Source organism: Buttiauxella sp. AC038 (assembly GCF_979253565.1).
Genome location: NZ_CEEDCQ010000001.1, coordinates 2361094 through 2386434 on the forward strand (window position 1 = coordinate 2361094; position 25341 = coordinate 2386434).

Sequence of the window (25341 nt, forward strand, 5' to 3'; positions counted from 1 at the left end):
GGGCAGTTGTATGAGTCAATTTTTCTATATTCACCCGGATAATCCACAACAGCGTCTGATTAACCAGGCAGTTGAAATTGTTCGTAAGGGCGGCGTTATTGTTTACCCAACCGACTCGGGTTATGCATTGGGCTGTAAACTTGAAGATAAAACGGCAATGGAGCGCATTTGCCGCATCCGTCATTTGCCTGATGGGCACAATTTTACGTTGATGTGCCGGGATTTATCCGAGCTTTCAACGTATGCATTTGTTGATAACGTGGCGTTTCGCTTAATCAAAAATAACACGCCAGGTAATTACACCTTTATTCTCAAAGGCACCAAAGAAGTTCCGCGCCGTTTGTTGCAGGAAAAGCGTAAGACGATTGGCTTACGCGTTCCTTCCAACCCGATAGCATTGGCGTTGCTCGAAGTGCTGGATCAACCGATGTTATCGACATCGCTGATGCTTCCAGGTAGTGAGTTTACCGAATCAGATCCAGAAGAAATTAAAGACCGTCTCGAAAAGGTTGTCGATTTAGTTATCCATGGTGGTTACCTTGGGCAGCAGCCAACAACGGTTGTTGATTTAACTGAGGATGCACCTGTTGTTATCCGCGAAGGTGCCGGTGACGCTAAGCCTTTCTTATAAGTGCGTCTGCGGCTATACTGTGCGGCCTAAAATGGGGCTGACATGCTTCATTATCCCAATTCGACGCCTGTGAAGGCGACACCCGAGGAAGCTCAATGAGCGATAAGAGCGAAAAGTTACAAAAAGTTTTGGCCCGTGCAGGCCATGGTTCCCGTCGTGAGATTGAAACCATTATCTCTGCCGGCCGTGTCAGTGTGGATGGCAAAGTTGCCAAATTAGGTGATCGTGTTGAAGTAACACAGGCCCTGAAAATCCGTATTGATGGTCACCTGATTTCCATTAAAGAATCTGCAGAACAGATTTGCCGTGTGTTGGCTTACTACAAGCCAGAAGGCGAATTGTGTACGCGTAATGACCCAGAAGGGCGTCCAACCGTATTTGACCGTTTACCAAAACTGCGCGGTGCGCGCTGGATTGCTGTCGGTCGTCTGGATGTGAATACCTGTGGTTTATTACTTTTCACAACTGACGGTGAGCTGGCAAACCGCCTGATGCACCCAAGTCGTGAAGTAGAACGTGAATACGCAGTACGTGTGTTCGGCGAAGTTGACGACGACAAAGTGAAACAACTGGGTCGTGGTGTTCAGCTTGAAGATGGCCCGGCCGCGTTTAAAACCATCAAATTTACCGGTGGTGAAGGCATTAACCAATGGTACAACGTTACTCTTACTGAAGGCCGCAACCGTGAAGTGCGCCGCCTCTGGGAAGCAGTAGGTGTGCAGGTTAGCCGTCTGATTCGTGTGCGTTACGGTGACATCCAGTTGCCGAAAGGCCTGCCACGTGGTGGTTACACTGAGCTCGACCTGGGTCAAACTAACTACCTGCGTAAATTGGTAGAGTTGCAGGAAGAGACAGAAAGCAAAGTGGCGGTAGAGAAAGACCGTCGCCGCATGAAGGCGAACCAGATTCGTCGTGCGGTGAAACGCCATACGCAAACTACTGGTAGCGGCGGCGGCCGTCGCGGTGGGCGCAGTAGCTAAAACATTAAACCCCTCAAGTTGAGGGGTTTTTTTATTAATAATCGATACCGATTTGCGCTTTAATGCCTGCATCAAAGGCATGTTTGACCGGTCTTAACTCACTCACCGTATCCGCCACTTCAAGAATATCCCGATGACATCCGCGCCCGGTCACGATAACCGTCTGGTTTGCAGGACGCTGTGTAAGCGCCGTCAGCACCTCTTCAAGGGCCAGGTAATCGTAGGCGACCATATAGGTGATTTCGTCGAGGAGAACCATATCCAGTGACTCATCTGCAAGCATTCGCTTTGCATGCTCCCACACTTCAAGGCACGCTGCGGTATCAGTTTCACGGTTTTGAGTATCCCAGGTAAAACCAGTAGCCATAACCTGAAACTCAACACCCAGTGGTTCCAGTAGATTACGTTCACCATTTGGCCACTGGCCTTTGATAAACTGGATCACACCTACTTTTTTACCGTGGCCAACGGCACGGGTTGCAGTGCCAAAAGCCGCTGTTGTTTTCCCCTTACCGTTTCCGGTAAAGACTATCAAAATACCGCGTTCATCTTGTGCTGCGGCGACGCGGGCATCGACTTTCTCTTTTTGGCGCTGTTGGCGCTGCTGGTAACGATCTTCACTCATTCCGAAATTCCTGGTTTACGGTTGGGTTGAGCATCAAAGCTCATGCCTGTTTTACGACGGCTATCATCGCCCATCAGCCATAAATAGAGCGGCATGAGGTCCCGTGGCGTTTTCAGCTTATCAGGATCCTCTGTGGGGAATGCACTAGCGCGCATTGCAGTACGTGTACCACCGGGGTTTATACAATTGACGCGCAAATTATGTTGTTTATATTCTTCCGCCAGCACTTGCATCATACCTTCGGTGGCGAATTTTGATATCGCATAGGCACCCCAACCCGCACGACCCAGGCGGCCTACGCTTGAGCTTGTGAAGACTAGCGAACCGGCATCAGATTTGAGTAATAAAGGAAGCAATGCCTGAGTCAGGAAGAAGGTGACGTTAACATTTACCTGCATCACGTTCTGCCATATTTGCGGATCTTGTTCATCCATTGGGCAAATATCGCCGAGGATGCCAGCATTGTGCAGTACACCATCTAAGCGCGGAATTAGCCCTGAAAGTTTATGCGCTAGGTTATGACAGTCTTCAGGTGTTGCGTTGGAAAAATCCAACGTAAACCAGTGCGGCAAGCTGCCATAACGGGTGTTGATTTCATCGGCGACTCTACGGAGCTTATCTTCATTGCGGCCAAGCAGAATGACGTTTGCACCATAACGTGCATAAGTTAAGGCGGCTTCCCGTCCGATACCATCACTGGCGCCGGTGACTAAAATGATGCGATTTTGCAGTAAATCTGTTTTCGGTTGATAGTGCACTCTCAACTCCTCGCGCGATGCTTTTGCTCACGTCTTATTTCTCGGATTTATAACCTTTAGGCTTTATGCCTGAAAGGACTGGTTATTTCAATCAGGCAACAGGAGACAATACCTTTGATTAACATTTTGCAAAAGTTTCATTTTGCTAAAGGCATTCAGGAAGAGGGCTCGCAGCATTTATAGTTGCTTACAGACGTAGAATCACGGCTCGGTTACACTGGGCGATAGATATTTAATGCTCTGAATGGAAGGCGGAAAGCGTGGATCTGATTGCAAACTATGGGCTGTTTTTGGCGAAAATTGTCACGGTCGTTGCGGCTATTGGCATTCTTGTCACGATTATTGTGAATGTTGCCGGTCGCAAAAGAAATCAACGTGGTGAGCTGCGTCTCACCAATTTAAGTGAACAATACCAGGAAATGCAGGAAGAAATGCAGGTGGCAAGGCTTGATGGCCATCAGCAAAAACTCTGGCATAAAGCTCAAAAGAAAAAACACAAACTCGAAGCGAAACAAGCAAAAGCACGCGCTAAACGAGGTGAAACGGTTATTTCTGGCAAGCCAACACTTTATGTGTTGGATTTTAAAGGAAGTATGGATGCTCACGAGGTTACTTCCCTGCGCGAAGAGATAACCGCAGTATTGGCCGTAGTGAAGCCTGAAGATGAGGTTCTGTTGCGTCTGGAGAGTCCTGGCGGTGTTGTTCATGGTTATGGGCTTGCTGCGTCACAATTACAGCGTCTGCGCGACAGCAAAGTACGTCTGACGGTTGCTGTGGACAAAGTAGCTGCCAGCGGTGGTTATATGATGGCGTGTGTGGCCGACAAAATCGTCGCTGCACCGTTTTCTATTATTGGCTCGATTGGTGTCGTTGCTCAGGTTCCAAACTTCCATCGCTTACTGAAACGCAATGATATAGATGTTGAGTTGCATACTGCCGGGCAGTACAAACGTACGTTGACACTGTTTGGTGAAAACACTGAGCAAGGGCGTGAGAAATTCCGTGAAGACCTCAACGAAACCCATCAGCTGTTTAAGCAGTTTGTCCATGATATGCGCCCATCATTAGATATTGATTCCGTAGCGACAGGTGAACATTGGTACGGCACTCAAGCTTTAGAAAAAGGTTTGGTCGATGCAGTGAGCACCAGCGATGATTTACTGATTAATCTGATGAAAGACCGCGAAGTGATCAACGTTCACTATACGCGCCGTAAAAAAATGATGGACCGTTTTACCGGTAGTGCGGCAAACAGCCTTGATAATCTGTTGCTGCGCTGGTGGCAACGTGGTGAAAAACCGCTGTTGTAATTAAATTCAGCGCGTAATTAAAAACGAGGCCTTTTGGCCTCGTTTTTTTGTTTAGTCTTGCAGGTGATATTTTTCAGCAAATACATGTGCAAGATGTTTAAACATATTAAATACGGCGGTGCTTTTGCCGGTAGGTAAGCCTTGCTCATCAAGGAAGTATTCACCTTTGAATACCAGCACCCCGTTTTTTTGTTCGACGTCAGTTGCTTCCATTCCATGCATGAAATCTTCATGGGCACGGATAACTTTGTTGGCTTCAATAATTAGCGACTGTTTATCGATAGGTTGAGTGGTCGGTTTCATGATTTCCTCCTTTAAAAACTGGCAGTAGTGTACTTCCGCTATACTGCAAAGGGCAATATCTCCTGAGTAAACCTAAGGTGATTTAATCAGTTTGGTGTGCTGGCAGGAATCGGAGCTGCATGCTAATAAAGTTGCGTAACTCATTTTATCAGGTAGAGTGTGACGCTTTCGCAAATCTGGCAACGGAATTGCTTGACATTCAACCAAAGTTCCGTCGTGCTATGTCACCGATGCGAAAGACTCGTTATCTCAATCACCTGCGAATGTTCGCTTAATCTGGCCGGTGATGAAAAAAGAGTTGATATCCATTGACGCTGTCGCAATATAGAAAAGCGCGTCGCCAGTGGAAGGTGCAACTAGCGTGCGACGTCTCCTGGAAGAATTACATTAGGTAAAGGTGAATATGGGTAAAGCTCTCGTCATCGTTGAGTCCCCGGCAAAAGCCAAAACGATCAACAAATATCTCGGGAATGACTACGTGGTTAAGTCCAGCGTCGGTCATATCCGTGATTTGCCGACCAGTGGATCAACCACCAAGAAGAGCGCTGACTCCGCCTCCACCAAAGGGACCAAAAAGGTCAAAAAGGATGAACGCGGCGCGCTCGTAAATCGTATGGGTGTCGATCCATGGCACAACTGGGAAGCACAGTACGAAGTGCTGCCTGGTAAGGAAAAAGTGGTTTCGGAACTGAAATCACTGGCTGAGAAAGCAGACCATATCTATCTCGCAACCGACCTTGACCGCGAAGGGGAAGCCATTGCGTGGCACCTGCGGGAAGTTATTGGTGGTGATGAAACGCGTTACAGCCGCGTTGTATTTAACGAGATCACAAAAAATGCAATTCAACAGGCCTTCGAAAAGCCGGGTGAATTGAATATTGACCGTGTTAACGCACAGCAAGCGCGTCGCTTTATGGACCGCGTTGTGGGCTACATGGTGTCTCCGCTGCTGTGGAAGAAGATTGCCCGTGGTTTGTCTGCCGGTCGTGTACAGTCTGTTGCTGTGCGTCTGGTTGTTGACCGCGAACGCGAAATTAAAGCGTTTGTGCCGGAAGAATATTGGGAAGTTGACGCGAACCTGACGACGCCGAAAGGCGATAGTCTGCCTGTTCAGGTCAGTCACCATAAAGACAAGCCATTCCGCCCGGTTAACCGTGAGCAGACCATGTCTGCGGTTAGCGAGCTGGAAAAAGCCAGTTATTCGGTGCTTGAGCGTGAAGATAAGCCAACCAGCAGCAAGCCAGGTGCGCCTTTCATCACCTCCACTTTGCAGCAAGCTGCAAGTACCCGTCTTGGTTTTGGCGTGAAGAAAACCATGATGATGGCACAGCGTCTTTATGAAGCGGGCCATATTACTTACATGCGTACTGACTCAACTAACTTGAGCCAGGATGCGGTGAGCATGGTACGTGGTTATATCGAAGAGAGTTTCGGTAAGAAATATCTTCCAGAAGCCGCGAATCATTACTCCAGCAAAGAAAACTCTCAAGAAGCGCACGAAGCGATTCGTCCTTCTGATGTGAGTGTTGTTGCCGAGTCGCTCAAAGACATGGAAGCTGATGCGCAGAAACTTTACCAGTTGATCTGGCGCCAGTTTGTCGCGTGTCAGATGACACCTGCGCAGTACGATTCCACCACCTTAACGGTACAAGCCGGTGATTTCCGTCTGAAAACGCGTGGCCGTACGCTGCGTTTTGATGGCTGGACGAAAGTGATGCCTGCGCTGCGTAAGGGTGATGAAGACCGTACATTGCCAGCTGTAGAGCAGGGTGATGAACTCGCTCTGGTTGAAATCATTCCAGGTCAGCACTTTACTAAACCACCGGCTCGTTTTAGTGAAGCCTCGTTGGTTAAAGAGTTGGAGAAACGTGGAATTGGTCGCCCGTCTACGTACGCATCGATCATTTCCACCATCCAGGATCGTGGTTATGTGCGTGTAGAAAATCGCCGTTTCTATGCTGAAAAAATGGGCGAAATTGTTACTGATCGCCTGGAAGAAAACTTCCGTGAGCTGATGAACTACGATTTCACCGCGCAAATGGAAAGCAGCCTTGACCAGGTGGCCAATAATCAGGCCGAGTGGAAAGGGGTGCTGGACAACTTCTTTAGCGATTTCAGTGAGCAGCTTGGTAAAGCTGAGCTGGATCCGGAAGAAGGCGGTATGCGTCCAAACCAGATGGTACTGACCAGCATCGATTGCCCAACTTGTGGCCGTGAAATGGGAATTCGTACTGCAAGTACTGGTGTATTCCTCGGTTGTTCTGGTTACGCTTTGCCTGTTAAAGAGCGCTGCAAAACCACCATTAACCTGGTGCCGGAAAACGAAGTCCTCAATGTGCTCGAAGGCGATGACGCGGAAACTAACGCGCTGCGTGCGAAACGTCGTTGTACCAAATGTGGCACGGCGATGGACAGCTACCTCATCGATCCAAAACGTAAACTGCACGTTTGTGGTAATAACCCAACGTGTGATGGTTACGAAATCGAAGAGGGTGAATTCCGCATCAAGGGTTATGACGGCCCAATCGTTGAGTGTGAGAAATGTGGTTCTGAAATGCACCTGAAAATGGGCCGTTTCGGTAAGTACATGGCTTGTACTAACGACGATTGTAAAAATACCCGCAAGATCCTGCGTAACGGCGAAGTGGCTCCTCCGAAGGAAGATCCTGTTCCGTTGCCTGAGCTTCCTTGCGAGAAGTCAGATGCGTATTTCGTCCTGCGTGATGGCGCGGCGGGTGTTTTCCTTGCGGCAAACACGTTCCCTAAATCGCGTGAAACACGTGCGCCATTAGTGGAAGAACTGTATCGCTTCCGTGACCGTCTGCCAGAAAAACTGCGTTATCTGGCTGATGCTCCGCAACAAGATGCGGACGGTAACAAAGCGGTTGTTCGCTTTAGCCGTAAGACTAAACAGCAGTACGTCTCTTCCGAGAAAGAAGGTAAAGCGACGGGTTGGTCAGCATTCTTTGTGGATGGTAAATGGGTTGAAGGCAAGAAGTAACCGCCTTTAATGTGAAAAGCCGGGGCTATTGCTCCGGCTTTTTTATATCCTCTTATATAACCTGATTATTATTTTTTCTTTCTAACTATACATAGATGGTATAACTGATATAGTGGTTTCAGAGATTTTCACCTCGTCTGATCCCCGCCGTTGTTCATACCGGGGCTGCTTTTACTGCGGATGGAACGCCATGAAACTACAGCAACTTCGTTATATCGTAGAGGTGGTAAATCACAACCTCAACGTCTCGTCGACGGCAGAAGGGCTTTACACTTCTCAGCCGGGGATCAGTAAACAAGTTCGTATGTTGGAAGATGAACTGGGGATTCAGATCTTTGCACGTAGCGGCAAGCACCTGACTCAGGTGACTCCTGCTGGGCAAGAGATTATTCGAATTGCCCGCGAAGTGCTCTCAAAAGTGGATGCTATAAAGTCTGTCGCCGGTGAGCACACCTGGCCGGACAAAGGTTCGCTCTATGTCGCTACAACCCATACACAGGCTCGCTACGCGCTGCCAAATGTGATTAAAGGGTTTATTGAGCGCTACCCTCGTGTCTCGCTGCATATGCACCAGGGTTCACCAACACAAATTGCAGAAGCAGTTTCTAAAGGCAATGCCGATTTTGCGATAGCGACCGAAGCGTTGCACCTTTACGACGATCTCGTGATGCTTCCGTGCTATCACTGGAACCGTTCGATTGTTGTCACGCCGGATCACCCGCTAGCATCAAAAGAGTCTGTCTCTATTGAAGAGCTGGCGCAATATCCGCTGGTTACCTACACCTTTGGCTTCACCGGGCGTTCTGAATTAGATACGGCATTTAATCGTGCAGGACTAACACCACGTATCGTGTTCACAGCAACTGATGCTGATGTGATTAAAACTTACGTGCGCCTGGGATTAGGGGTAGGGGTTATTGCCAGCATGGCGGTGGACCCGGTGTCAGACCCTGATTTGGTGCGTATTGAAGCACAAGGCGTGTTCAGCCACAGCACGACGAAAATTGGTTTCCGCCGCAGCACGTTCTTGCGCAGTTACATGTATGATTTCATTCAGCGTTTTGCCCCGCATCTGACTCGTGATGTGGTTGATACCGCTGTAGCATTAAAATCTAACGAAGATATTGAAGCGATGTTTAAAGATATTAAACTACCAGCAAAATAATATCGCGAGGTATCTTTCCATGCGCGAAAGATACCTCTTCTCATTTGCATAAAGAATATGATTTACCTCTCTCCGTATTTATTCCCTTCTTAAATCGCTAATTGCCCACACCATATGAATGGTTAATGTGTCTCAATTAAGAGACAAACGTAGATAATAAATAACCTCTGCGCAAATTTACTGTTTCAATTATTTATTTCAGGTCAAAAGATTAAATATTTTCCTGTATCTGGAAAGCAATTTCGCTGGCTTTTGTACTAGAGTTTCTTTAGGATTAATCCCAGCTGGCGATTAATTATACCGATTGTTTAATGAATTATGATAAGTGGTGCCGATTGTATGAGGTTAGCAATGCCTTCAGGAAGTGAAGAACCGCAAAAGGAAACAGGGCTTAAACGTAAAGCCTGGATGGCGGTGTTTCTCGTATCAGGTCTGTTCTGGCTTGTGGTAGCGTTGGCAGCCTGGCATTTTTGGGGGTAATTATGACAGCCCTTGCTCAAACACAAGTGCAAAAAAGTGTACTTCAGCAAGATGACAAGTCTCAGCAAGAAGCAAAATCTGGAGAAGTACAGGTTCCTGCGTCGTGGCAGTTGACTCAAGAACAAAAAGAATTTATCGATCTGTTTTCAGCAGACGAACATATAGAACAATAAGAGTTATTTTTATTTACCTTTATTTAACTTGCGGTCAATCACACTTTTTTATTATATGTGATTAACACCTCACTCTTTAAGTAATCACTACACACAGCAATATTCAAACAGACTGATTAATTATTCAGTCATAGTGTTTACCAAAAATAAAGAGAGTGGATTATGGATACTCACTGTAGTGCCAAATATTGGTCATGGCTTAGCGTATTTTCCGTTTCGTTTGCATTTTGGGCCCACATGGTCTGGATGCTGACTCACTAATTATTCCAACACCCCGGCCATCTCCGGGGTGTAATCAAATCCCCCATCTGTGTTTACACAACCTGATTTATCAATTTGGGTTGTTATCAAATCGTTACGACATCTTTGTGTTATCTTTAATACTGTCCCTGATCTTAGTCAGGGATACCGCTATCCTAAGAAATTTACGGAGGAGCTATGTCGTTAACCCTACGAGAGGCCAGTAAGGATACTTTACAGGCGCTGAATAAAACCTATCACTATTACAGCTTGCCGCTGGCCGCAAAGGAACTTGGGGATATCACTCGTTTACCCAAGTCATTGAAAGTTCTGCTTGAAAACCTGCTGCGCTGGCAGGATGAAAACTCCGTCACTCAAGATGATATTCATGCCCTGGCCGCCTGGCTGAAGAATGCTCATGCCGATCGTGAAATTGCTTATCGCCCGGCGCGTGTTCTGATGCAGGATTTTACTGGCGTACCGGCAGTGGTTGATTTAGCCGCCATGCGTGAAGCCGTAAAACGTCTGGGCGGAGATGTTGCCAAAGTTAATCCACTTTCCCCTGTTGACCTTGTTATTGACCACTCCGTGACTGTCGATCATTTCGGTAATGACGATGCTTTTGAAGAAAACGTTCGCCTGGAAATGGAACGTAACCATGAGCGATATGTTTTCCTGCGCTGGGGCCAACAAGCATTTAGTCGGTTTAGTGTGGTACCGCCGGGTACTGGAATCTGCCACCAGGTCAACCTGGAATATCTTGGCAAAGCAGTATGGAGCGAAATGCAGGGTGATGAGCTGGTAGCTTATCCAGACACGCTGGTGGGCACCGATTCGCACACCACGATGATCAACGGCCTTGGTGTTCTGGGCTGGGGGGTAGGCGGTATAGAAGCCGAAGCTGCCATGCTTGGACAACCTGTTTCGATGCTCATCCCGGATGTTGTAGGCTTTAAACTTAACGGCAAATTGCGGGAGGGCATTACTGCGACCGACCTCGTACTTACCGTCACGCAAATGCTACGTAAACACGGTGTGGTTGGTAAATTCGTTGAATTCTATGGCGATGGCCTGGACTCATTGCCACTGGCCGACCGCGCAACCATCGCCAATATGGCACCAGAATATGGTGCAACCTGCGGATTCTTCCCGATTGATACCGTCACGCTGGATTACATGCGCCTGAGCGGGCGTAGTGAAGAACAAATCGCATTGGTGGAAGCCTATGCGAAGGTTCAGGGGATGTGGCGTAATACGGGCGATGAGCCTGTATTTACCAGCACACTGTCACTGGATATGAATGAGGTTGAAGCAAGCCTTGCCGGGCCGAAACGCCCACAGGATCGTGTTGCGTTGGGTGATGTGCCAAAAGCCTTTAGCGCTAGTAATGAGCTTGAAGTAAATAGCAGCCATAAAGATCGCGCACCCGTGGATTACACCATGGGCGGGAAGAGCTATCAGTTGCCAGATGGGGCGGTGGTTATTTCGGCCATTACGTCTTGTACTAACACTTCAAACCCAAGTGTCCTGATGGCGGCGGGCTTGCTGGCTAAAAAAGCCGTGACTTTAGGTTTAAAACGTCAGCCGTGGGTAAAAGCTTCACTGGCACCAGGCTCTAAAGTTGTTTCGGATTATCTTGCGAAGGCAAAACTTACTCCTTATCTCGATGAGCTAGGTTTTAACCTGGTAGGTTATGGCTGCACCACCTGTATTGGTAACTCCGGGCCGTTGCCGGATCCCATCGAACAGGCAATTAAGAAGGGTGATCTGACCGTTGGTGCCGTGTTGTCAGGAAACCGTAACTTCGAAGGTCGTATTCACCCGCTGGTGAAAACTAACTGGCTGGCATCGCCACCGCTAGTGGTTGCTTATGCGCTTGCCGGGAATATGAACGTTAATTTGACCACCGATCCACTTGGGCATGACCGCAAAGGTGATCCTGTTTACCTCAAAGATATTTGGCCGAGCAGCCAGGAAATTGCCCGTGCAGTCGCGCAGGTCTCAACGGAAATGTTCCACAAAGAGTACGCTGAAGTCTTTGAGGGAACGCCTGAGTGGCAAAGTATCGAGGTAGACCATTCAGATACCTATGGCTGGCAGAGTGATTCTACTTATATTCGTCTGTCGCCATTCTTTGATGAAATGGAAGCTACGCCGAAACCATTGCAGGACATTCATGGTGCCCGCGTGCTGGCCATGCTGGGGGATTCAGTAACTACTGATCACATCTCACCGGCCGGGAGTATTAAGCCTGATAGTCCGGCAGGGCGTTACCTACAAAACCATGGTGTTGAGCGCAAAGATTTTAACTCCTATGGATCGCGTAGGGGTAACCACGAAGTGATGATGCGTGGGACTTTCGCCAACATTCGCATCCGTAACGAAATGGTGCCGGGTGTTGAAGGGGGAATGACGCGTTTGCTTCCTGGCGACGAAGTCATCTCAATTTATGACGCTGCAATGAAATATCGCGACAAAGGCATTCCGCTTGCGGTATTTGCCGGTAAAGAGTATGGCTCCGGTTCCAGCCGAGACTGGGCGGCAAAAGGCCCGCGTTTGCTTGGGGTACGAGTGGTTATCTCTGAGTCATTTGAGCGTATCCACCGTTCAAACTTGATTGGCATGGGTATTTTACCACTGGAGTTCCCGCAGGGAGTGACGCGTAAAACGTTAGGTCTGACGGGGGAGGAGTTTATTGATATCAGTGGGCTCAATGATCTGACGCCAGGCGCTACGGTTCCGGTGAAATTAACCTTCGCCGATGGTAGACAAGAGGTGGTGGAGTGCCGCTGCCGTATTGATACCGGCAATGAACTGACATACTTCAAAAATGATGGCATCCTGCATTACGTTATTCGCAACATGCTAAATTAGACAAAAATCTCCCCCAGCGATGGGGGAGAAATCTCTTAATCTTCGGACAGCAAATGGCCCATTTTAGCGGCCTTAGTATCCAGGTAATGCGCGTTTTTCGGATTACGGCCCACGATCAATGGCACACGTTCAATGATATTAATCCCCGCTTCACTGAGAATTTCTACCTTACGTGGGTTGTTGGTCAACAAGCGTACCGCGTCGACACTTAATAGCTTAAACATGTCAGCACACAGCGTGAAGTCACGTTCATCGGCGGCAAAGCCGAGTTGATGGTTGGCTTCGACCGTATCGTAGCCTTTATCCTGCAATGCATAGGCGCGGATTTTATTAAGCAGACCAATGTTACGACCTTCTTGACGGTGATATAACAAAATACCGCGGCCTTCTTCTGCAATCTGGGAAAGAGCTGCTTCAAGCTGGAAACCGCAATCACAGCGCAGGCTGAATAGGGCATCCCCCGTCAGACACTCAGAATGCACTCGCGCCAGAACAGAATCATTCCCGCTAATATCACCAAAAACCAGAGCAACGTGGTCTTGTCCAGTTGCCAGTTCTTCAAAGCCCACCATCAGGAAATCGCCCCATGGGGTTGGCAGTTTGGCTTCTGCCACACGTTTAAGCTGCATGTGATTCTCCAGGTACTTATGTTGGCACTCATCGTGCCTGCCAGCTGTCTGGCTTGTTTAATTACTTCTGGCTATTTTGCCACAACGGCGGGTACTTCACCTAATTGACTGCCACGGCTCCTATTTTTACGCTTTGCGTTACGCTACGTTTTCCCATCGGTGCGCTTTTTCAGGTATTCTTAATGTTCAAATTGCATAAGGATAAGTGATGCGGGCAATAGCAAAGCGAACGACAATTGGTGCTGGAATACTGTTAATCATGCCTTTAGCCGTATGGATTTCGGGGTGGCAGTGGGTTCCGGGAGGAAATAGTGTCTGGCTTAAAATGATGTATTGGGTGACCGAAACTGTAACCCAGCCCTGGGGCATTATTACTCATGTTGTGTTGTGCGGTTGGTTTTTGTGGTGCCTGAGGTTTCGCTTAAAAGCAGCTCTAATGCTATTTGCCATACTCGGTGCGGCTATCCTTATTGGGCAGGGCGTAAAATCTGTCATCAAAGATAAAGTGCAGGAACCGCGTCCGTTTGTTGTATGGCTGGAAAAGACGCAACATATTCCAACTGATGAGTTCTACAATTTAAAGCGTAAGCAGCGTAGCGAACTGGTAAAAAGCCAGCTGGAAACGCAACAGGAAGTACCAGGTTGGTTACGTAAACACTGGCAAAAAGAGACCGGTTTTGCATTTCCGTCAGGGCACACGATGTTTGCGGCAAGTTGGGCCTTATTGGGTGTTGGACTGCTGTGGCCTCGCAGGCGAACTTTGACAATTGCTTTGCTGTTAGTTTGGGCAACAGGTGTAATGGGCAGCCGGTTGCTTCTCGGGATGCATTGGCCACGGGATTTAGTGGTAGCCACAATCATCTCCTGGGCGTTGATAACATTGGCAACCTGGCTTGCACAAAAATTATGCGGCCCGCTTTCACCGCCGCCGCAAGAAGCTGATGAAATAGCCGAACGGGATGATGAGCCTTGAGATTATTGATTTAATCCCCATTTCTTATGAATTGGACGCTCTCTATGGATTCCCCGAACACCCGGGAAATGGTAGTTTATACCGTTGGGTAAAAGCATTCGGGCATAATTTAGTCGCGTAAGACCACATGACGGGAAGTAATGTGAAATACTTATTCATTTTCTTACTGGTGCTAGCGATTTTTGTGATTTCTGTCACTCTGGGCGCGCAAAACGATCAGGTAGTCAATTTCAACTATCTGTTGGCACAAGGCGAATACCGCGTCTCCACTTTGTTGGCGACTCTTTTTGCTGCTGGTTTTTTACTGGGCTGGCTGATTTGTGGCCTGTTCTGGTTGCGCCTGCGGGTATCACTTGCGCGCGCCGATCGTAAAATTAAACGCCTGGAGCAGCAAATTACTACAGATTCTGATGTTACTGCGGCTGTTGTACCGGCTGTGAAGGAATAACCTGCCATGCTGGAATTGTTGTTTCTGCTACTCCCTATCGCTGCCGCCTACGGCTGGTATATGGGGCGAAGAAGCGCACAACAAGATAAACAACAAGAGGCTAATCGCCTGTCGCGTGACTACGTGGCGGGGGTTAACTTTTTGCTGTCAAACCAGCAAGATAAAGCTGTGGATCTTTTCCTCGATATGCTCAAGGAAGATACGAATACAGTTGAAGCCCATCTCACGCTTGGTAACCTGTTCCGCTCTCGTGGTGAGGTCGACCGCGCTATCCGTATCCACCAGTCTTTAATGGAAAGTGCTTCACTAACCTACGAACAGCGCTTGCTGGCCGTGCAGCAGTTGGGCCGTGATTATATGGCTGCGGGATTGTACGACCGCGCTGAAGATATGTTTGCCCAGTTGATCGATGAAACTGATTTCCGAATCGGCGCGTTGCAACAATTGTTGCTGATTCACCAGGCAACCAGCGACTGGCAAAAAGCCATTGAAGTAGCAGAACGTTTGGTCAAGCTCGGGAAAGATAAGCAGCGTACAGAAATTGCCCACTTCTATTGTGAGCAAGCGGTGCAATTGATGGGGAGCGATGATCTTGATCGAGCCATGTCTCTGCTTAAGAAAGGGGCTGCTGCCGATAAAAATTGCGCGCGCATATCTATCATGATGGGTCGCATCTTCATGGCTCGTAACGAATATGCAAAAGCCGTTGAGATATTGCAGCGCGTTATTGATCAAGATAGCGAATTAGTCAGCGAAACGCTGGAAATGCTACAGACCTGCTATCAGCAATTAAATAAACCGCAAGAGTGGGAAGCGTTCTTAAAACGCTGTGTTGAAGAAAACACCGGAGCAGGTGCAGAGTTGATGCTGGCTGAGATTCTCGAACATAAAGAGGGGTCTGAAGTCGCGCAAGTTTATATCAACCGACAGCTCCAGCGTCATCCTACTATGCGTGTGTTCCATCGTCTGATGGATTACCACTTGCAGGAAGCAGAAGAAGGGCGTGCGAAAGAGAGCCTGATGGTGCTTCGTGACATGGTTGGTGAACAGGTTCGCACTAAACCGCGCTATCGTTGTCAGAAATGTGGCTTCACGGCTTTTACGCTCTATTGGCATTGTCCTTCTTGCCGGGCATGGTCAACGATTAAACCTATCCGAGGCCTGGATGGGCAATAACAGGTATTTATAAAAAAAGAGATATTTTAGTTACAACATACTAATGATCTTTTCTGTAAAACACACCTCAGCATCGAGTCAATCATGCCTGGCAGGGTGTAATGGCAACTGTAATTTTGCGTGTGCCACGAGTAGAATGCTTGCCGTTTATCTCTATGCGGCGCAGTGCTGTCCAACATCAGAAGGTTTAGTCATGAATTCAACTGCATCATCCTCCTCCCTTGTTGCCACCGATTCTCCTATTGTTGTCGCACTTGATTACGATAATCGTGATAAAGCCTTAGCATTCATCGATCGCATCGACCCGCGTGATTGCCGTCTAAAAGTGGGCAAAGAGATGTTTACTTTGTTTGGACCGCAATTGGTGCGAGATATTCAGGTACGTGGCTTTGACGTATTCCTTGATCTGAAATTTCACGATATTCCGAATACGACGGCACATGCAGTTGCCGCTGCGGCAGAACTTGGTGTCTGGATGGTGAACGTTCATGCCAGCGGTGGGGCTCGTATGATGACGGCTGCACGTGAAGCTTTGCTGCCATTTGGCAACGATGCACCATTACTGATTGCCGTTACTGTCCTTACCAGCATGGAAGCAAGCGATCTGGTCGATCTCGGCATTGCTGCCACTCCAGCTGAACACGCTGAGCGCCTGGCTCGTTTGACACAAAATTGTGGTTTAGATGGTGTGGTTTGTTCTGCTCAGGAAGCTGTGCGTTTCAAGAGCGAATTGGGCCAATCATTTAAGCTCGTTACACCTGGCATTCGCCCGGTTGGAAGCGATGCAGGCGATCAGCGCCGCATCATGACTCCGCAGCAAGCACAAACGGCGGGTGTAGACTTCATGGTAATTGGGCGTCCGATCACCCAATCTGCAAATCCTTCTCAGACGCTGCGTGATATCCGCGCTTCATTGCTGCAAGGTGAATGATGAAAGACGATAACAGCCGTTTAGTTTACTCAACTGAAACAGGTCGCATTGATGAGCCTGCGTCGGCACCCGTTCGCCCAAAAGGTGATGGTGTGGTGCGGATTCAACGACAAACCAGTGGCCGTAAAGGCAAAGGTGTTTGTTTGATTACCGGTATCGATGCGGATGACGCGCAATTAGCAACGCTCGCCGCCGAACTGAAGAAAAAATGTGGTTGTGGTGGTTCACTAAAAGATGGCGTTATTGAGATTCAGGGTGATAAACGTGACCTGATTAAATCTCTGCTTGAAGCAAAAGGTATGAAAGTAAAATTAGCAGGTGGTTGATTCGTTTAAGATATAATAGAAACAATCAGGCCACGGTAAATATACCGTGGCCTTTTATTATGACTGCTGAAAGTCAGACCTGAATATTAAAGATTTTATAATGTGTAAAAGCATTTACGCTTTTGCTGGTATCAAGCTTTATTTACTTACTTGATGACCGATAATACCACCTACAGCTGCACCACCTAATGTGCCAAGTGCACTACCGTCAGTCAAGACAGCACCACCAACAGCACCGGCACCTGCACCAATCGCGGTGTTACGGTCACGTTTGGACCAGTTTGAGCAGGCGCTCAGAGAGGTAGCAACGGTTAAAGCCAGCACAACGGCAGCAATTTTTTTGTTATTTAAGGTCATAATACTTTCTCCTGAATTATTGATTCACGGAAATAGTCTCTAGTTAAGTATAGTGGCAATAAACCAACTTATAGAGCGTTCCGCGAAACTGCATAACGATATAAGACCTAAAAGATAACTACGGTGATTATCACTTCCTGTTATATCGCTGATAAATATTCTAATTTGTATTGGAAATAACAATAGGTAAATAATCTTAAAGGATAGGCAGGATAATTCTGATAAGAGAGCTGCCTACTGGGCCGCAGGCAGCTAAAAAGGTTCTCAGGCGATCGGAAATTGTTTAACAATATTGACCTGTATCCCCGTATCCTGCAATTGTTGGCTAGCAACTCCGCTAAGCGCATCGTCTGTAATGACGCGGTTAATGTGTGAGAGCGGGCCGAGAGTGTAGGGATGCATCGCACCAAACTTAGAACTGTCAGTCAGTACAATGGTTTCACTACCTTTTTCCAGCACAGTATTAACCACATCAGCGCGCATCATGTCGCGGCTGGTAAATCCGGTTTCTGGTAAAAAACCGTCAATACCGATAAATGCTTTGCTGAAATGGACTTGCTGGATAAATTGGCGCGTCAGAGGGCCAACCATGCTTTCACTCTTCTTCTGGTAAATGCCACCAAGCAACACAACTTCACAATCGGTATCTTTCAAAAGATGCGCAATGTAGCTACTGACGGTAATCAGAGTTATTTTTTTCTGCTCGGCTAACGCGCGAGCCAGCAGTGCATTGCAACTGCCATTTTCGATAAAAATCGTTTCACCGTCGTTTACCAATGTTGCGGCAAAATCAGCAAGATGACGCTTCAACGAATAATTGTTCATCATTCGGGTTTCGACATCTTCACTATCTAGCGGAACGGCATAACCGTGAGCACGTTTCAGATAACTTTTCTTCTCCAGAAGATTGAGATCCTGGCGAATAGTGACTTCTGAGACACCGGTTTTTTTAGCGAGATCGGCCACACTCATGCGGCCTTGATCTATCACCATCTGTAAAATAATTTGTTGTCTGGAGTTCATGTCAGCCAATTTTGAGGCGGTGCTTAATGCACCGCCGGATTATCAAAGTGTATGTTCTGTGCGGGCTATAATATCATCCTGCGCGTCTGGAGATAAGGCAGTAAAGAAAGCAGAATAACCTGCTACGCGCACCACCAGGTCGCGATACTTATCAGGATGTTGTTTGGCATCAATCAGTGTTTCACGGGAAACAATGTTGTATTGAACATGCCAGCCTTTATGCGCTTCAAAGAAAGTACGCAACATAAGCATCAATTTTTCACGGTCACGTGGGTTATCTAATGTTGCCGGATTCAGCTTCTGGTTAAGCAACACGCCACCCAAAATCTTACTGGTTGGCAATTTGCCAACGGAGCTGATAACTGCGGTTGGGCCAAGACGGTCGGTGCCTGAGGCCGGGCTTGCACCTTCTGCCAGTGGCGTCGTTGCTTTACGTCCATCCGGGGTTGCCATTGTTGCGGCACCAAATGGTACGTTCGCAGATATAGATGAAGTACCCGCGTAGTAAGTTCCGCCGATAGGGCCACGGCCAAAACGAGTATTGTGATACTGCTTCAGCTCGTCAATATAGGTTTGGTAAGCTCGAGCTAATAGTAAATCGACTTCATCTTCATCGTTGCCATATTTTGGGGCGCCATTAATCAGGCGCTGGCGTAGCTGTTCACCAGTCAAACCCTCAAAGTCATTGGCCAGTGCTTCAGCAAGCTGTTGTTGACCAATCACTCCTTGCTCGAACACCAATTTTTTCACTGCTGCAAGGCTGTTTCCAAGGTTGGCAATACCAACTTGCAGGCCAGAAACCCAGTCATATTTTGCGCCGCCTTGTTTAATACTTTTACCACGCTCAATGCAGTCATCCACTAGGGCTGAGCACAGAATGTCGTGAGCATTTTCTTCCAGAACCGTATCCACAACACACTCAATTTCTATGGATTTCTGGGTGTAATAGCGGATTTGAGCATCCCACGCATTCATCACCTGATCAAACTGGCTGAAGTTTCCGGCTGAGAGTGCATGTTCTTGCGGCAGGAAAACTTTACCGCTGGTAGCATCACGACCATGTTCGAGTGCAGCCAGCATGACACGAGCAAAGTTAATGAAACTCATGCCTGTGCAACGGTATCCCCATTTGCCGCCGACAGCTGTTTCAATACAACCAATCGCTGCGTAGTCGTATGCATCTTCACGACTGACACCGAGTTTAATAAACTCCTCAATCACGATTTCATCGTTGTTAAATGCAGGCATCCCGAAACCACAGCGAATCACCTGAACGCAAGCATCAAGGAAGTCATTACTCATTCCAGCATGGTAACGCACACTCAAGTTCGGCTGTGTTGAGCGTAACTGCCCACATGATTCAAGGATGGCGTATGAAAGTGGATTCACCGCATCTACAGCTTCACCATTAACCAGTGTCTGGCCACCAATGGTGACGTTTTGATAAAGAGGGCTGCCGGCAGAGGCTTTGGAGTGAGAACCAGAGCGGATTTTGTTCACTTCCAATAATTTCAACCAACAGCTTTGCAGGAGTTCGATAGCCTGGTCGCGACCTAAACTTTGCTCAAGTTCGACATCACGGCGATACCATGGATAGAGGAACTGATCGAGGCGGCCAAAAGATACGGAGTGGCCATTAGATTCTATCTGCAATACCAGCTGTATGAAGTAGCTCAACTGCAAAGCTTGCCAGAATGAGGTTGGTTTATGATGAGCAATGAGTTGGCAGTTTTCAGCAATGGCGAGCAGTTCATCACGGCGTGTAACACGTGATTCTGTGCTCGCCATTTCTTTGGCAAGCGCCGAGTAGCGTAGAATATGCTCGCTTAATGCAACGAAAGTAATATCAATCGCTTTCAGGAATTGCTCTTTGTGCAGATCTTCCCAGTCGGTCAGGTGTAGACGTGAACGACGTTCGGCTACTTTTGCACGTAAACCATCAATGCCTAATTCCAGCAACAGTGGGAAGTTGACCGCCAGATGCGCATCGCCCGAAGTCATATTTCCTTCGGCTTTAATGATGCCACTCGCCAGTAACTCCTTTTGCTCGTCGGTGAACATTCCGTAGCAGCGATCCTGCACGGTTTGCCCACGCCACCATGGGCAAATTTCATGCATCACCGCTTTATCAGCATCTGAAATTGAGAAACCCGCGCCAGGGCGGTCACCCAACTCATCAATTTCAGTTTCAATCCATCCCACGGTGTACTCAGGGAAGAATGGTGCCCCGCGAACGTGGCTTGCCTGGTTACCAACGATCAATTCATCATGCTTAATCCAGATAGTGCGCTCAGCAAGGTGGTGGACGAGTGCGAGAGCACGGCGCACGGGTAATGGTTTATCCTGGTGCTGTTGATAAATCGCTGTGTAATGTTGCGCACGCTCGGTACAAACTGGTGGCTTAACAATATGAATCAATGCTTCTTTATGAACTTTGATTCGTTGGCTTAAGGTGTTCAGGTTCAGTTGGGTCATCGGTTTATCCTCTTATCCAGGCGGTCATCCCTTTTTGGCTTGCGTACTGCTCAGCAAACTGCAGCAGTTCTGGCGCATCAAGGGGTTGGTGCGCGGCCAGATAAGGGATATTCAGGAGCTTGTATTTGTTGATACCTAAGGTGTGGTAAGGCAAAAAATGAATCGCTTTCGCACCGATTTCATCGGCAGCAAAATCAGCGATTGCGCGAATTGATTGCTCGTCGGCATTAAAATCTGGGATCAACGGCACGCGAATCGTCATTTCTACGTTGCGTGCAGCCAATTTGCGAAAGTTGTCCATTACACGTTCGACGTTGCCGTCGGTCCATTGTTTGAAGCGCTGCGCATCAACATGCTTAAGGTCGGCGAGCAGGAGATCCAGATGGTTAATCGACGGTTCTATGTATTTCCACGGCACATGGAGGCAAGACTCAACGGCGGTATGAATTCCTGCCTCTTTGCTTTTACGCAGCAGTTGCTCAGCCATTTCAGGCTGCATGAATGGTTCGCCGCCAGAAAGTGTAATTCCTCCACCGCTGCGGTCGTAAAATGGTCTGTCGCGAAGCACTTTCTGCATGATTGCATCAATACTTTGTGTCTCACCGCATACGCTTAATGCTTGGGTAGGGCAGCAATCCGTCAACGTAGTCATGTCGTCAGTCGTAAGCTTTTCACGGGCGATAATCAAAACGTCATCAATACGGCTGATTGCATGTGGTGCTGTCTGTGGACAAAGATCGCAACCAGCAAGGCATAGACGCTCGTCAAACAGCACATCCTGCCCACGAGCACGGCTTTCAGGGTTCTGGCACCAGCGGCATCCCAGAGAGCAGCCTTTAAGGAATACGACTGTGCGAATCCCTGGACCATCATGTGTTGAGTAACGTTGGATATTAAATAGCATAAGCCCGCCTTAATCTTCTTTCGTAAATTAGATTACTTTCGAATGAAAGTTTTATTGATTTTGATCAGATAAAGAACAGACAGTGGCGTTATGATGTCGGGAATCAGATAGATGACCAATCCGGAGAGTTTATGGAACTGTATTTAGATACTGCTGACGTTGCCGCAGTGAAGCGCCTGGCGCGTGTTTTGCCGTTGCAGGGCGTAACAACCAATCCCTCCATCGTTGCCAAAGCGGGGATTTCTTTGTGGGAAGTACTACCGGCCTTGCAGGATGCATTAGGTGGTGAAGGCAAACTATTTGCTCAGGTCATTGCCGCGCAGGCTGACGAAATGGTGAAAGAGGCTGAATTACTAGTGAAGCGTGTCCCGGGTCTTGTTGTGAAAGTCCCTACCACGGTAGAAGGCCTGGCGGCGATGAAGCAGTTGAAGGTAATAGGCATTCCGACGTTGGGCACTGCGGTATATGGTGCAGCTCAAGGATTACTTGCCGCATTAGCTGGGGCTGAGTATGTTGCGCCGTACGTCAACCGCCTGGATGCGCAGGGTGGTGATGGTATTCAAATGGTGCAGGATTTACAGCAGTTGCTGACTCTGCACGCCCCACAATCTAAAGTGCTGGCCGCTAGTTTCCGTACACCACATCAGGCCATGTCATGTTTACTCGCAGGATGTGAAGCAATTACGCTACCTGTTGATGTCACTGAACAACTGTTAACGACACCGGCCGTGAATGCTGCGATTGCAACTTTCGAGAAAGACTGGCAAGGCGCATTCGGTTCATTGAGCCTATAAAAACGCCGGTTTTCACCGGCGTTAGATTCAAATCTCCCAGGGCGACTTTTTCAAGTCGCCTTCTTTTATCTCTTCACCATTAGCGATGTTCAGCAATTCCGTTTTCAGGATTTCAAGATTGTTAATAGCAGACGCATGATCGCCCCCCACCAGAATATCCAGCACGGTATCAATACGTTTTGCGAGTTGCAGAGGGTCCACTGAAGGCATAGTGCGTCCTGGTCAGTTGCGGAAAAGTGTTGCCTTCATAATGCAAAAAAAGGTCTGGAAAGAGAAGGCTCAATTGCGAATTTTTACCCTTACACATCAATCAATTATTGAACAACATATAAGTAATAATTATTAAACACTCCGATACATTCATCCTGGTGCGGTAGTGGATTAGTCTGATCCTGCGTGTAACACGCTTTCATAACATGAGGATAAGATAATGACAGTAATTAACCAGCCAACCTGCAAATTGTTCACGGACACTACTCGATTCACTCAGTTGTCGGGTTACTACGAGGCGGAACGTCGCACTGTGTGGATGATGTTAAGAGCACAGCCCCGTCCTTGCTTCAACCACAAGCTAATCGAAGAAATTATGAACCTGCGGTATCTGGTTCAACAGGAGGGTTTTGTGGTTGATTTTTGGGTGACAGGCTCTCTGGTGCAGGGAATGTATAACACCGGCGGCGATTTGGGCTTTTTTGTTGAATCAATACAGCAGGGGCGTCGTGAGGCATTGCGCGCATATGCCAGGGCTTGTGTCGACTGTGTCCATGCAGCCTCACGAGGGTTTGATAGCGGTGCAATTAGCCTTGCGATGGTTGAGGGCAGTGCATTAGGCGGGGGATTTGAAGCAGCACTAGCACATCATTTTGTGCTGGCACAACGAGATGCCCGTCTTGGTTTCCCGGAGATTGCTTTTAACCTCTTCCCGGGAATGGGGGCCTATTCATTGGTTGCACGCCGTTCAGGAATGAAACTTGCTGAAGAGCTGATTTATAAAGGAGAGTCTCACACCGCTGAGTGGCATCAGCAGTTTGGACTGGTTGATGAACTGTTTGAACCCGGTCAGGGTTATCTTGCTACTCGTACTTTCATTGATACATTGCAGCCTAAACTGAATGGTGTACGGGCTATGTTGCGTGCCCGTCAGCGTGTACTTCAACTCCCTCGATCGGAGTTGATGGATATCACCGAAGACTGGGTTGATGCAGCATTTTGCCTCGAAGCTAAGGATATCGCTTATATGGAAAGGTTAGTGCAAATGCAAAATCGTCACAGCGCTACAGCTTTGCGTAAAGCCAGTTAACACGTGAGCCAACGCTCGAATACGGCTGTGGGCATTGGTCTAAATCCTGCCGTTTGTTGACGCCATTCTTTTAAAGAAAGGCGTCTTCTTTCAGGTGTTAACGCCTCAGCAACTCAAGAAATGCCTGCAGAACAGGTGAAGGATTTTGTTTATCCCAGGCAACGCCAATACCCATCGTCAGAGGATAAGTCTCTTCCTTCAGTTTACGGAAAATAACCCCTTGTCGTTTGATGCACTGCAACGATGAAGGGACCAGAGCAATACCTTTTCCTTCCGCAATAAGCCCCAGCATGATGTGATGATCTTGCGGTTCCGGAATAATATGAGGCTTGAAATCAATCTTGTGGAAAAACGCCTGGCAGTAATCATAAAAGCCGGGATTTAACTTCCGCTCAAACCAGAACATCGGCTCGTCACGTAGTGAGTCAAAACTGATGACGCGTTTGTGTGCAAGTTTATGTCCTGCGGGCAAAGCCACCACCAGTGGATCTTCTAAAAGTTTTTCAACAGCAAGACCTTGAACGTCCGTGTACAGGCCGATAAATGCCGCATCCATCGTCCCTTTTTTCACTGCACGAATGAGATTTATTGAATGGTCTCCTGGTGTGTGGATTTGCCAGGCAGGAAACCGTTGGTGCAAGACCTCAGTCACATCAGGGATTGCACTTCGTTCGAACACTGTTGTGTAACCAACAACAAATTTCCCTCCAATGTTACTTTGCATCTCTTTTACGACGGCAATCGCTTTTTCTGCCTGAAGGAGTGTGCGTTTCACTTCTGGTAAGAATGCGGCCCCCGCATCTGTGAGGGTGACACCCGTCTTGCTACGAAGAAATAACTGCACTCCGAGTTGGTCTTCTAATTGCCGAATTTGCCTGCTCAGAGGAGGTTGAGAAATATGCAGACGCAACGCGGCACGGCTGAAGTTGAGCTCTTCACTCACAGCCAGAAAATAACGAAACTGTCGTAAATCGATGGATTCATTCATACCAAAAAGGTATCACAAAAAGGGTATTGGATGCGTTGCTTAGTAAAATTTAGAGTTCGTTCACTACATAACAGAAGGGGATTCGAAAATGGAAAGTGAACGTTATCTACGAGGTCTGGAAAAATTAAAAGAGGTTGACGGGCATGCTGGTGAAAATGTCATTAAGAGTCTGAGTGATATAGCACCGGATTTTGCGCGTCTGCTGATTGAATTTCCATTTGGTGATATCTACTCAAGACCAGGTCTCGATTTAAAGGCCAGAGAAATTGCTGTTGTTGCAGCACTGACCGCACTTGGAAATGCGACGCCACAGCTCAAAGTCCATATCCAGGGCGCGCTGAATGTTGGCTGTTCGGAACAGGAAATTATTGAAGTGATCATGCAAATGGCGGTGTATGCAGGGTTTCCTTGCGCGTTGAATGGTCTATTTGCGGCGAAAGAAGTTTTTGCGCAAATAAAATAGCCAGGTTTCCCTGG

27 protein-coding genes are annotated in these 25341 nt (G+C 47.9%); 17 read left to right on the plus strand and 10 right to left on the minus strand.

The features are described from left to right. Positions 1 to 10 precede the first annotated feature (10 nt). Positions 11 to 631 carry an L-threonylcarbamoyladenylate synthase gene (locus AC0IXI_RS11260; protein WP_034455425.1) on the plus strand — a complete coding sequence of 207 codons (621 nt, stop codon included), beginning with the start codon at positions 11 to 13 and terminating at the stop codon, positions 629 to 631. A 95-nt stretch (positions 632 to 726) separates the two neighbouring features. Further along, on the plus strand, positions 727 to 1611 hold the full coding sequence (gene rluB, locus AC0IXI_RS11265) for a 23S rRNA pseudouridine(2605) synthase RluB (protein WP_064511633.1): 885 nt from the start codon (positions 727 to 729) through the stop codon (positions 1609 to 1611). 34 nt (positions 1612 to 1645) lie between these two features. Here rluB and cobO read toward each other — a convergent pair whose 3' ends face one another. Further along, entirely contained in the window at positions 1646 to 2236 is a 591-nt protein-coding gene (gene cobO, locus AC0IXI_RS11270; protein WP_413498200.1) for a cob(I)yrinic acid a,c-diamide adenosyltransferase, read from the minus strand. Beyond that, positions 2233 to 2994 carry a YciK family oxidoreductase gene (locus tag AC0IXI_RS11275; RefSeq protein ID WP_471682416.1) on the minus strand — a complete coding sequence of 254 codons (762 nt, stop codon included), beginning with the start codon at positions 2992 to 2994 and terminating at the stop codon, positions 2233 to 2235. The genes cobO and AC0IXI_RS11275 overlap by 4 nt, the downstream gene beginning before the upstream one ends. 260 nt (positions 2995 to 3254) lie before the next feature. Between AC0IXI_RS11275 and sohB the strand changes: the two genes are divergently transcribed. Continuing rightward, positions 3255 to 4304, plus strand: coding sequence for a protease SohB (gene sohB / locus AC0IXI_RS11280; protein ID WP_413498202.1), 1050 nt, complete (start codon positions 3255 to 3257; stop codon positions 4302 to 4304). A gap of 51 nt (positions 4305 to 4355) precedes the next feature. Here the strand turns inward: sohB and AC0IXI_RS11285 are convergent, their stop codons facing one another. Continuing rightward, positions 4356 to 4607 (minus strand): YciN family protein, encoded by a 252-nt coding sequence (locus tag AC0IXI_RS11285; RefSeq protein ID WP_034455430.1) that lies wholly within the window; start codon positions 4605 to 4607, stop codon positions 4356 to 4358. A gap of 403 nt (positions 4608 to 5010) precedes the next feature. Here AC0IXI_RS11285 and topA point away from each other — a divergent pair, with 403 nt between their 5' ends. From topA to acnA, 6 genes are all read left to right on the plus strand, one after another. Then, positions 5011 to 7608, plus strand: coding sequence for a type I DNA topoisomerase (gene topA / locus AC0IXI_RS11290; protein WP_064511629.1), 2598 nt, complete (start codon positions 5011 to 5013; stop codon positions 7606 to 7608). Positions 7609 to 7798: 190 nt separating this feature from the next. Next, complete coding sequence (gene cysB, locus AC0IXI_RS11295) at positions 7799 to 8773, plus strand: HTH-type transcriptional regulator CysB (protein WP_064511628.1); 975 nt, start codon at positions 7799 to 7801, stop codon at positions 8771 to 8773. Positions 8774 to 9091: 318 nt separating this feature from the next. Beyond that, positions 9092 to 9253 carry a YmiA family putative membrane protein gene (locus tag AC0IXI_RS11300; RefSeq protein WP_074388631.1) on the plus strand — a complete coding sequence of 54 codons (162 nt, stop codon included), beginning with the start codon at positions 9092 to 9094 and terminating at the stop codon, positions 9251 to 9253. A 2-nt stretch (positions 9254 to 9255) separates the two neighbouring features. Next, a complete protein-coding gene (locus AC0IXI_RS11305) occupies positions 9256 to 9426 on the plus strand; it encodes a hypothetical protein (protein WP_166671931.1) in 171 nt (56 codons plus the stop codon). A gap of 162 nt (positions 9427 to 9588) precedes the next feature. Continuing rightward, positions 9589 to 9687, plus strand: coding sequence for a small membrane protein YmiC (gene ymiC, locus AC0IXI_RS11310; RefSeq protein ID WP_279586320.1), 99 nt, complete (start codon positions 9589 to 9591; stop codon positions 9685 to 9687). Positions 9688 to 9864: 177 nt separating this feature from the next. Continuing rightward, positions 9865 to 12540: an aconitate hydratase AcnA gene (gene acnA, locus AC0IXI_RS11315; RefSeq protein WP_471682417.1), complete on the plus strand. Its 2676-nt coding sequence runs from the start codon at positions 9865 to 9867 to the stop codon at positions 12538 to 12540. Positions 12541 to 12575: 35 nt separating this feature from the next. Here the strand turns inward: acnA and ribA are convergent, their stop codons facing one another. Continuing rightward, positions 12576 to 13169 carry a GTP cyclohydrolase II gene (gene ribA, locus AC0IXI_RS11320; RefSeq protein ID WP_134182389.1) on the minus strand — a complete coding sequence of 198 codons (594 nt, stop codon included), beginning with the start codon at positions 13167 to 13169 and terminating at the stop codon, positions 12576 to 12578. 208 nt (positions 13170 to 13377) lie between these two features. Here ribA and pgpB point away from each other — a divergent pair, with 208 nt between their 5' ends. From pgpB to yciH, 5 genes are all read left to right on the plus strand, one after another. Continuing rightward, positions 13378 to 14142 (plus strand): phosphatidylglycerophosphatase B, encoded by a 765-nt coding sequence (gene pgpB, locus AC0IXI_RS11325; RefSeq protein WP_064511626.1) that lies wholly within the window; start codon positions 13378 to 13380, stop codon positions 14140 to 14142. Between the two features lie 142 nt (positions 14143 to 14284). After that, on the plus strand, positions 14285 to 14590 hold the full coding sequence (locus AC0IXI_RS11330; RefSeq protein WP_034455436.1) for a LapA family protein: 306 nt from the start codon (positions 14285 to 14287) through the stop codon (positions 14588 to 14590). Positions 14591 to 14596: 6 nt separating this feature from the next. Beyond that, positions 14597 to 15766 (plus strand): lipopolysaccharide assembly protein LapB, encoded by a 1170-nt coding sequence (lapB, locus tag AC0IXI_RS11335; protein WP_471682418.1) that lies wholly within the window; start codon positions 14597 to 14599, stop codon positions 15764 to 15766. A 193-nt stretch (positions 15767 to 15959) separates the two neighbouring features. Next, positions 15960 to 16697, plus strand: a complete 738-nt coding sequence (pyrF, locus tag AC0IXI_RS11340; RefSeq protein ID WP_064511624.1) for an orotidine-5'-phosphate decarboxylase — start codon at positions 15960 to 15962, stop codon at positions 16695 to 16697. Continuing rightward, on the plus strand, positions 16697 to 17023 hold the full coding sequence (gene yciH / locus AC0IXI_RS11345) for a stress response translation initiation inhibitor YciH (RefSeq protein WP_064511623.1): 327 nt from the start codon (positions 16697 to 16699) through the stop codon (positions 17021 to 17023). Before pyrF ends, yciH begins: the two co-directional genes overlap by 1 nt. A gap of 138 nt (positions 17024 to 17161) precedes the next feature. Here the strand turns inward: yciH and osmB are convergent, their stop codons facing one another. The 4 genes from osmB to AC0IXI_RS11365 form a co-directional block, all read right to left on the minus strand. Beyond that, on the minus strand, positions 17162 to 17380 hold the full coding sequence (gene osmB / locus AC0IXI_RS11350; RefSeq protein WP_064511622.1) for an osmotically-inducible lipoprotein OsmB: 219 nt from the start codon (positions 17378 to 17380) through the stop codon (positions 17162 to 17164). A 264-nt stretch (positions 17381 to 17644) separates the two neighbouring features. Continuing rightward, positions 17645 to 18403, minus strand: coding sequence for a DNA-binding transcriptional regulator YciT (yciT, locus tag AC0IXI_RS11355; protein ID WP_134182392.1), 759 nt, complete (start codon positions 18401 to 18403; stop codon positions 17645 to 17647). Positions 18404 to 18445: 42 nt separating this feature from the next. Further along, positions 18446 to 20878 (minus strand): formate C-acetyltransferase/glycerol dehydratase family glycyl radical enzyme, encoded by a 2433-nt coding sequence (locus AC0IXI_RS11360; protein ID WP_471682419.1) that lies wholly within the window; start codon positions 20876 to 20878, stop codon positions 18446 to 18448. A 4-nt stretch (positions 20879 to 20882) separates the two neighbouring features. Next, positions 20883 to 21782 carry a glycyl-radical enzyme activating protein gene (locus AC0IXI_RS11365; protein ID WP_134182396.1) on the minus strand — a complete coding sequence of 300 codons (900 nt, stop codon included), beginning with the start codon at positions 21780 to 21782 and terminating at the stop codon, positions 20883 to 20885. Positions 21783 to 21913: 131 nt separating this feature from the next. Between AC0IXI_RS11365 and fsa the strand changes: the two genes are divergently transcribed. After that, positions 21914 to 22576, plus strand: a complete 663-nt coding sequence (gene fsa / locus AC0IXI_RS11370; protein ID WP_064511618.1) for a fructose-6-phosphate aldolase — start codon at positions 21914 to 21916, stop codon at positions 22574 to 22576. A gap of 27 nt (positions 22577 to 22603) precedes the next feature. Here fsa and yciZ read toward each other — a convergent pair whose 3' ends face one another. Next, positions 22604 to 22786, minus strand: a complete 183-nt coding sequence (gene yciZ / locus AC0IXI_RS11375; protein WP_034455445.1) for a protein YciZ/DeoL — start codon at positions 22784 to 22786, stop codon at positions 22604 to 22606. Positions 22787 to 23006: 220 nt separating this feature from the next. Between yciZ and AC0IXI_RS11380 the strand changes: the two genes are divergently transcribed. Next, positions 23007 to 23876 (plus strand): crotonase/enoyl-CoA hydratase family protein, encoded by an 870-nt coding sequence (locus AC0IXI_RS11380; RefSeq protein ID WP_064511617.1) that lies wholly within the window; start codon positions 23007 to 23009, stop codon positions 23874 to 23876. Positions 23877 to 23973: 97 nt separating this feature from the next. Here the strand turns inward: AC0IXI_RS11380 and AC0IXI_RS11385 are convergent, their stop codons facing one another. Continuing rightward, complete coding sequence (locus AC0IXI_RS11385; protein ID WP_422568558.1) at positions 23974 to 24864, minus strand: LysR family transcriptional regulator; 891 nt, start codon at positions 24862 to 24864, stop codon at positions 23974 to 23976. Between the two features lie 88 nt (positions 24865 to 24952). Here AC0IXI_RS11385 and AC0IXI_RS11390 point away from each other — a divergent pair, with 88 nt between their 5' ends. Further along, positions 24953 to 25327 (plus strand): carboxymuconolactone decarboxylase family protein, encoded by a 375-nt coding sequence (locus tag AC0IXI_RS11390; protein ID WP_232903499.1) that lies wholly within the window; start codon positions 24953 to 24955, stop codon positions 25325 to 25327. The last annotated feature ends 14 nt before the right edge of the window (positions 25328 to 25341 follow it).

Bases quoted from the DNA above. Each gene is read 5' to 3' on its own strand.
- AC0IXI_RS11385 (WP_422568558.1), bottom strand. From the start codon at position 24,864: ATGAATGAATCCATCGATTTACGACAGTTTCGTTATTTTCTGGCTGTG.
- cobO (WP_413498200.1), bottom strand. From the start codon at position 2,236: ATGAGTGAAGATCGTTACCAGCAGCGCCAACAGCGCCAAAAAGAGAAA.
- AC0IXI_RS11390 (WP_232903499.1), top strand. From the start codon at position 24,953: ATGGAAAGTGAACGTTATCTACGAGGTCTGGAAAAATTAAAAGAGGTT.
- pyrF (WP_064511624.1), top strand. From the start codon at position 15,960: ATGAATTCAACTGCATCATCCTCCTCCCTTGTTGCCACCGATTCTCCT.
- pgpB (WP_064511626.1), top strand. From the start codon at position 13,378: ATGCGGGCAATAGCAAAGCGAACGACAATTGGTGCTGGAATACTGTTA.
- AC0IXI_RS11260 (WP_034455425.1), top strand. From the start codon at position 11: ATGAGTCAATTTTTCTATATTCACCCGGATAATCCACAACAGCGTCTG.
- yciT (WP_134182392.1), bottom strand. From the start codon at position 18,403: ATGAACTCCAGACAACAAATTATTTTACAGATGGTGATAGATCAAGGC.
- fsa (WP_064511618.1), top strand. From the start codon at position 21,914: ATGGAACTGTATTTAGATACTGCTGACGTTGCCGCAGTGAAGCGCCTG.
- AC0IXI_RS11365 (WP_134182396.1), bottom strand. From the start codon at position 21,782: ATGCTATTTAATATCCAACGTTACTCAACACATGATGGTCCAGGGATT.
- AC0IXI_RS11305 (WP_166671931.1), top strand. From the start codon at position 9,256: ATGACAGCCCTTGCTCAAACACAAGTGCAAAAAAGTGTACTTCAGCAA.
- cysB (WP_064511628.1), top strand. From the start codon at position 7,799: ATGAAACTACAGCAACTTCGTTATATCGTAGAGGTGGTAAATCACAAC.
- ymiC (WP_279586320.1), top strand. From the start codon at position 9,589: ATGGATACTCACTGTAGTGCCAAATATTGGTCATGGCTTAGCGTATTT.
- acnA (WP_471682417.1), top strand. From the start codon at position 9,865: ATGTCGTTAACCCTACGAGAGGCCAGTAAGGATACTTTACAGGCGCTG.
- rluB (WP_064511633.1), top strand. From the start codon at position 727: ATGAGCGATAAGAGCGAAAAGTTACAAAAAGTTTTGGCCCGTGCAGGC.
- AC0IXI_RS11360 (WP_471682419.1), bottom strand. From the start codon at position 20,878: ATGACCCAACTGAACCTGAACACCTTAAGCCAACGAATCAAAGTTCAT.
- AC0IXI_RS11285 (WP_034455430.1), bottom strand. From the start codon at position 4,607: ATGAAACCGACCACTCAACCTATCGATAAACAGTCGCTAATTATTGAA.
- yciZ (WP_034455445.1), bottom strand. From the start codon at position 22,786: ATGCCTTCAGTGGACCCTCTGCAACTCGCAAAACGTATTGATACCGTG.
- lapB (WP_471682418.1), top strand. From the start codon at position 14,597: ATGCTGGAATTGTTGTTTCTGCTACTCCCTATCGCTGCCGCCTACGGC.
- ribA (WP_134182389.1), bottom strand. From the start codon at position 13,169: ATGCAGCTTAAACGTGTGGCAGAAGCCAAACTGCCAACCCCATGGGGC.
- yciH (WP_064511623.1), top strand. From the start codon at position 16,697: ATGAAAGACGATAACAGCCGTTTAGTTTACTCAACTGAAACAGGTCGC.
- AC0IXI_RS11300 (WP_074388631.1), top strand. From the start codon at position 9,092: ATGATAAGTGGTGCCGATTGTATGAGGTTAGCAATGCCTTCAGGAAGT.
- topA (WP_064511629.1), top strand. From the start codon at position 5,011: ATGGGTAAAGCTCTCGTCATCGTTGAGTCCCCGGCAAAAGCCAAAACG.
- AC0IXI_RS11380 (WP_064511617.1), top strand. From the start codon at position 23,007: ATGACAGTAATTAACCAGCCAACCTGCAAATTGTTCACGGACACTACT.
- osmB (WP_064511622.1), bottom strand. From the start codon at position 17,380: ATGACCTTAAATAACAAAAAAATTGCTGCCGTTGTGCTGGCTTTAACC.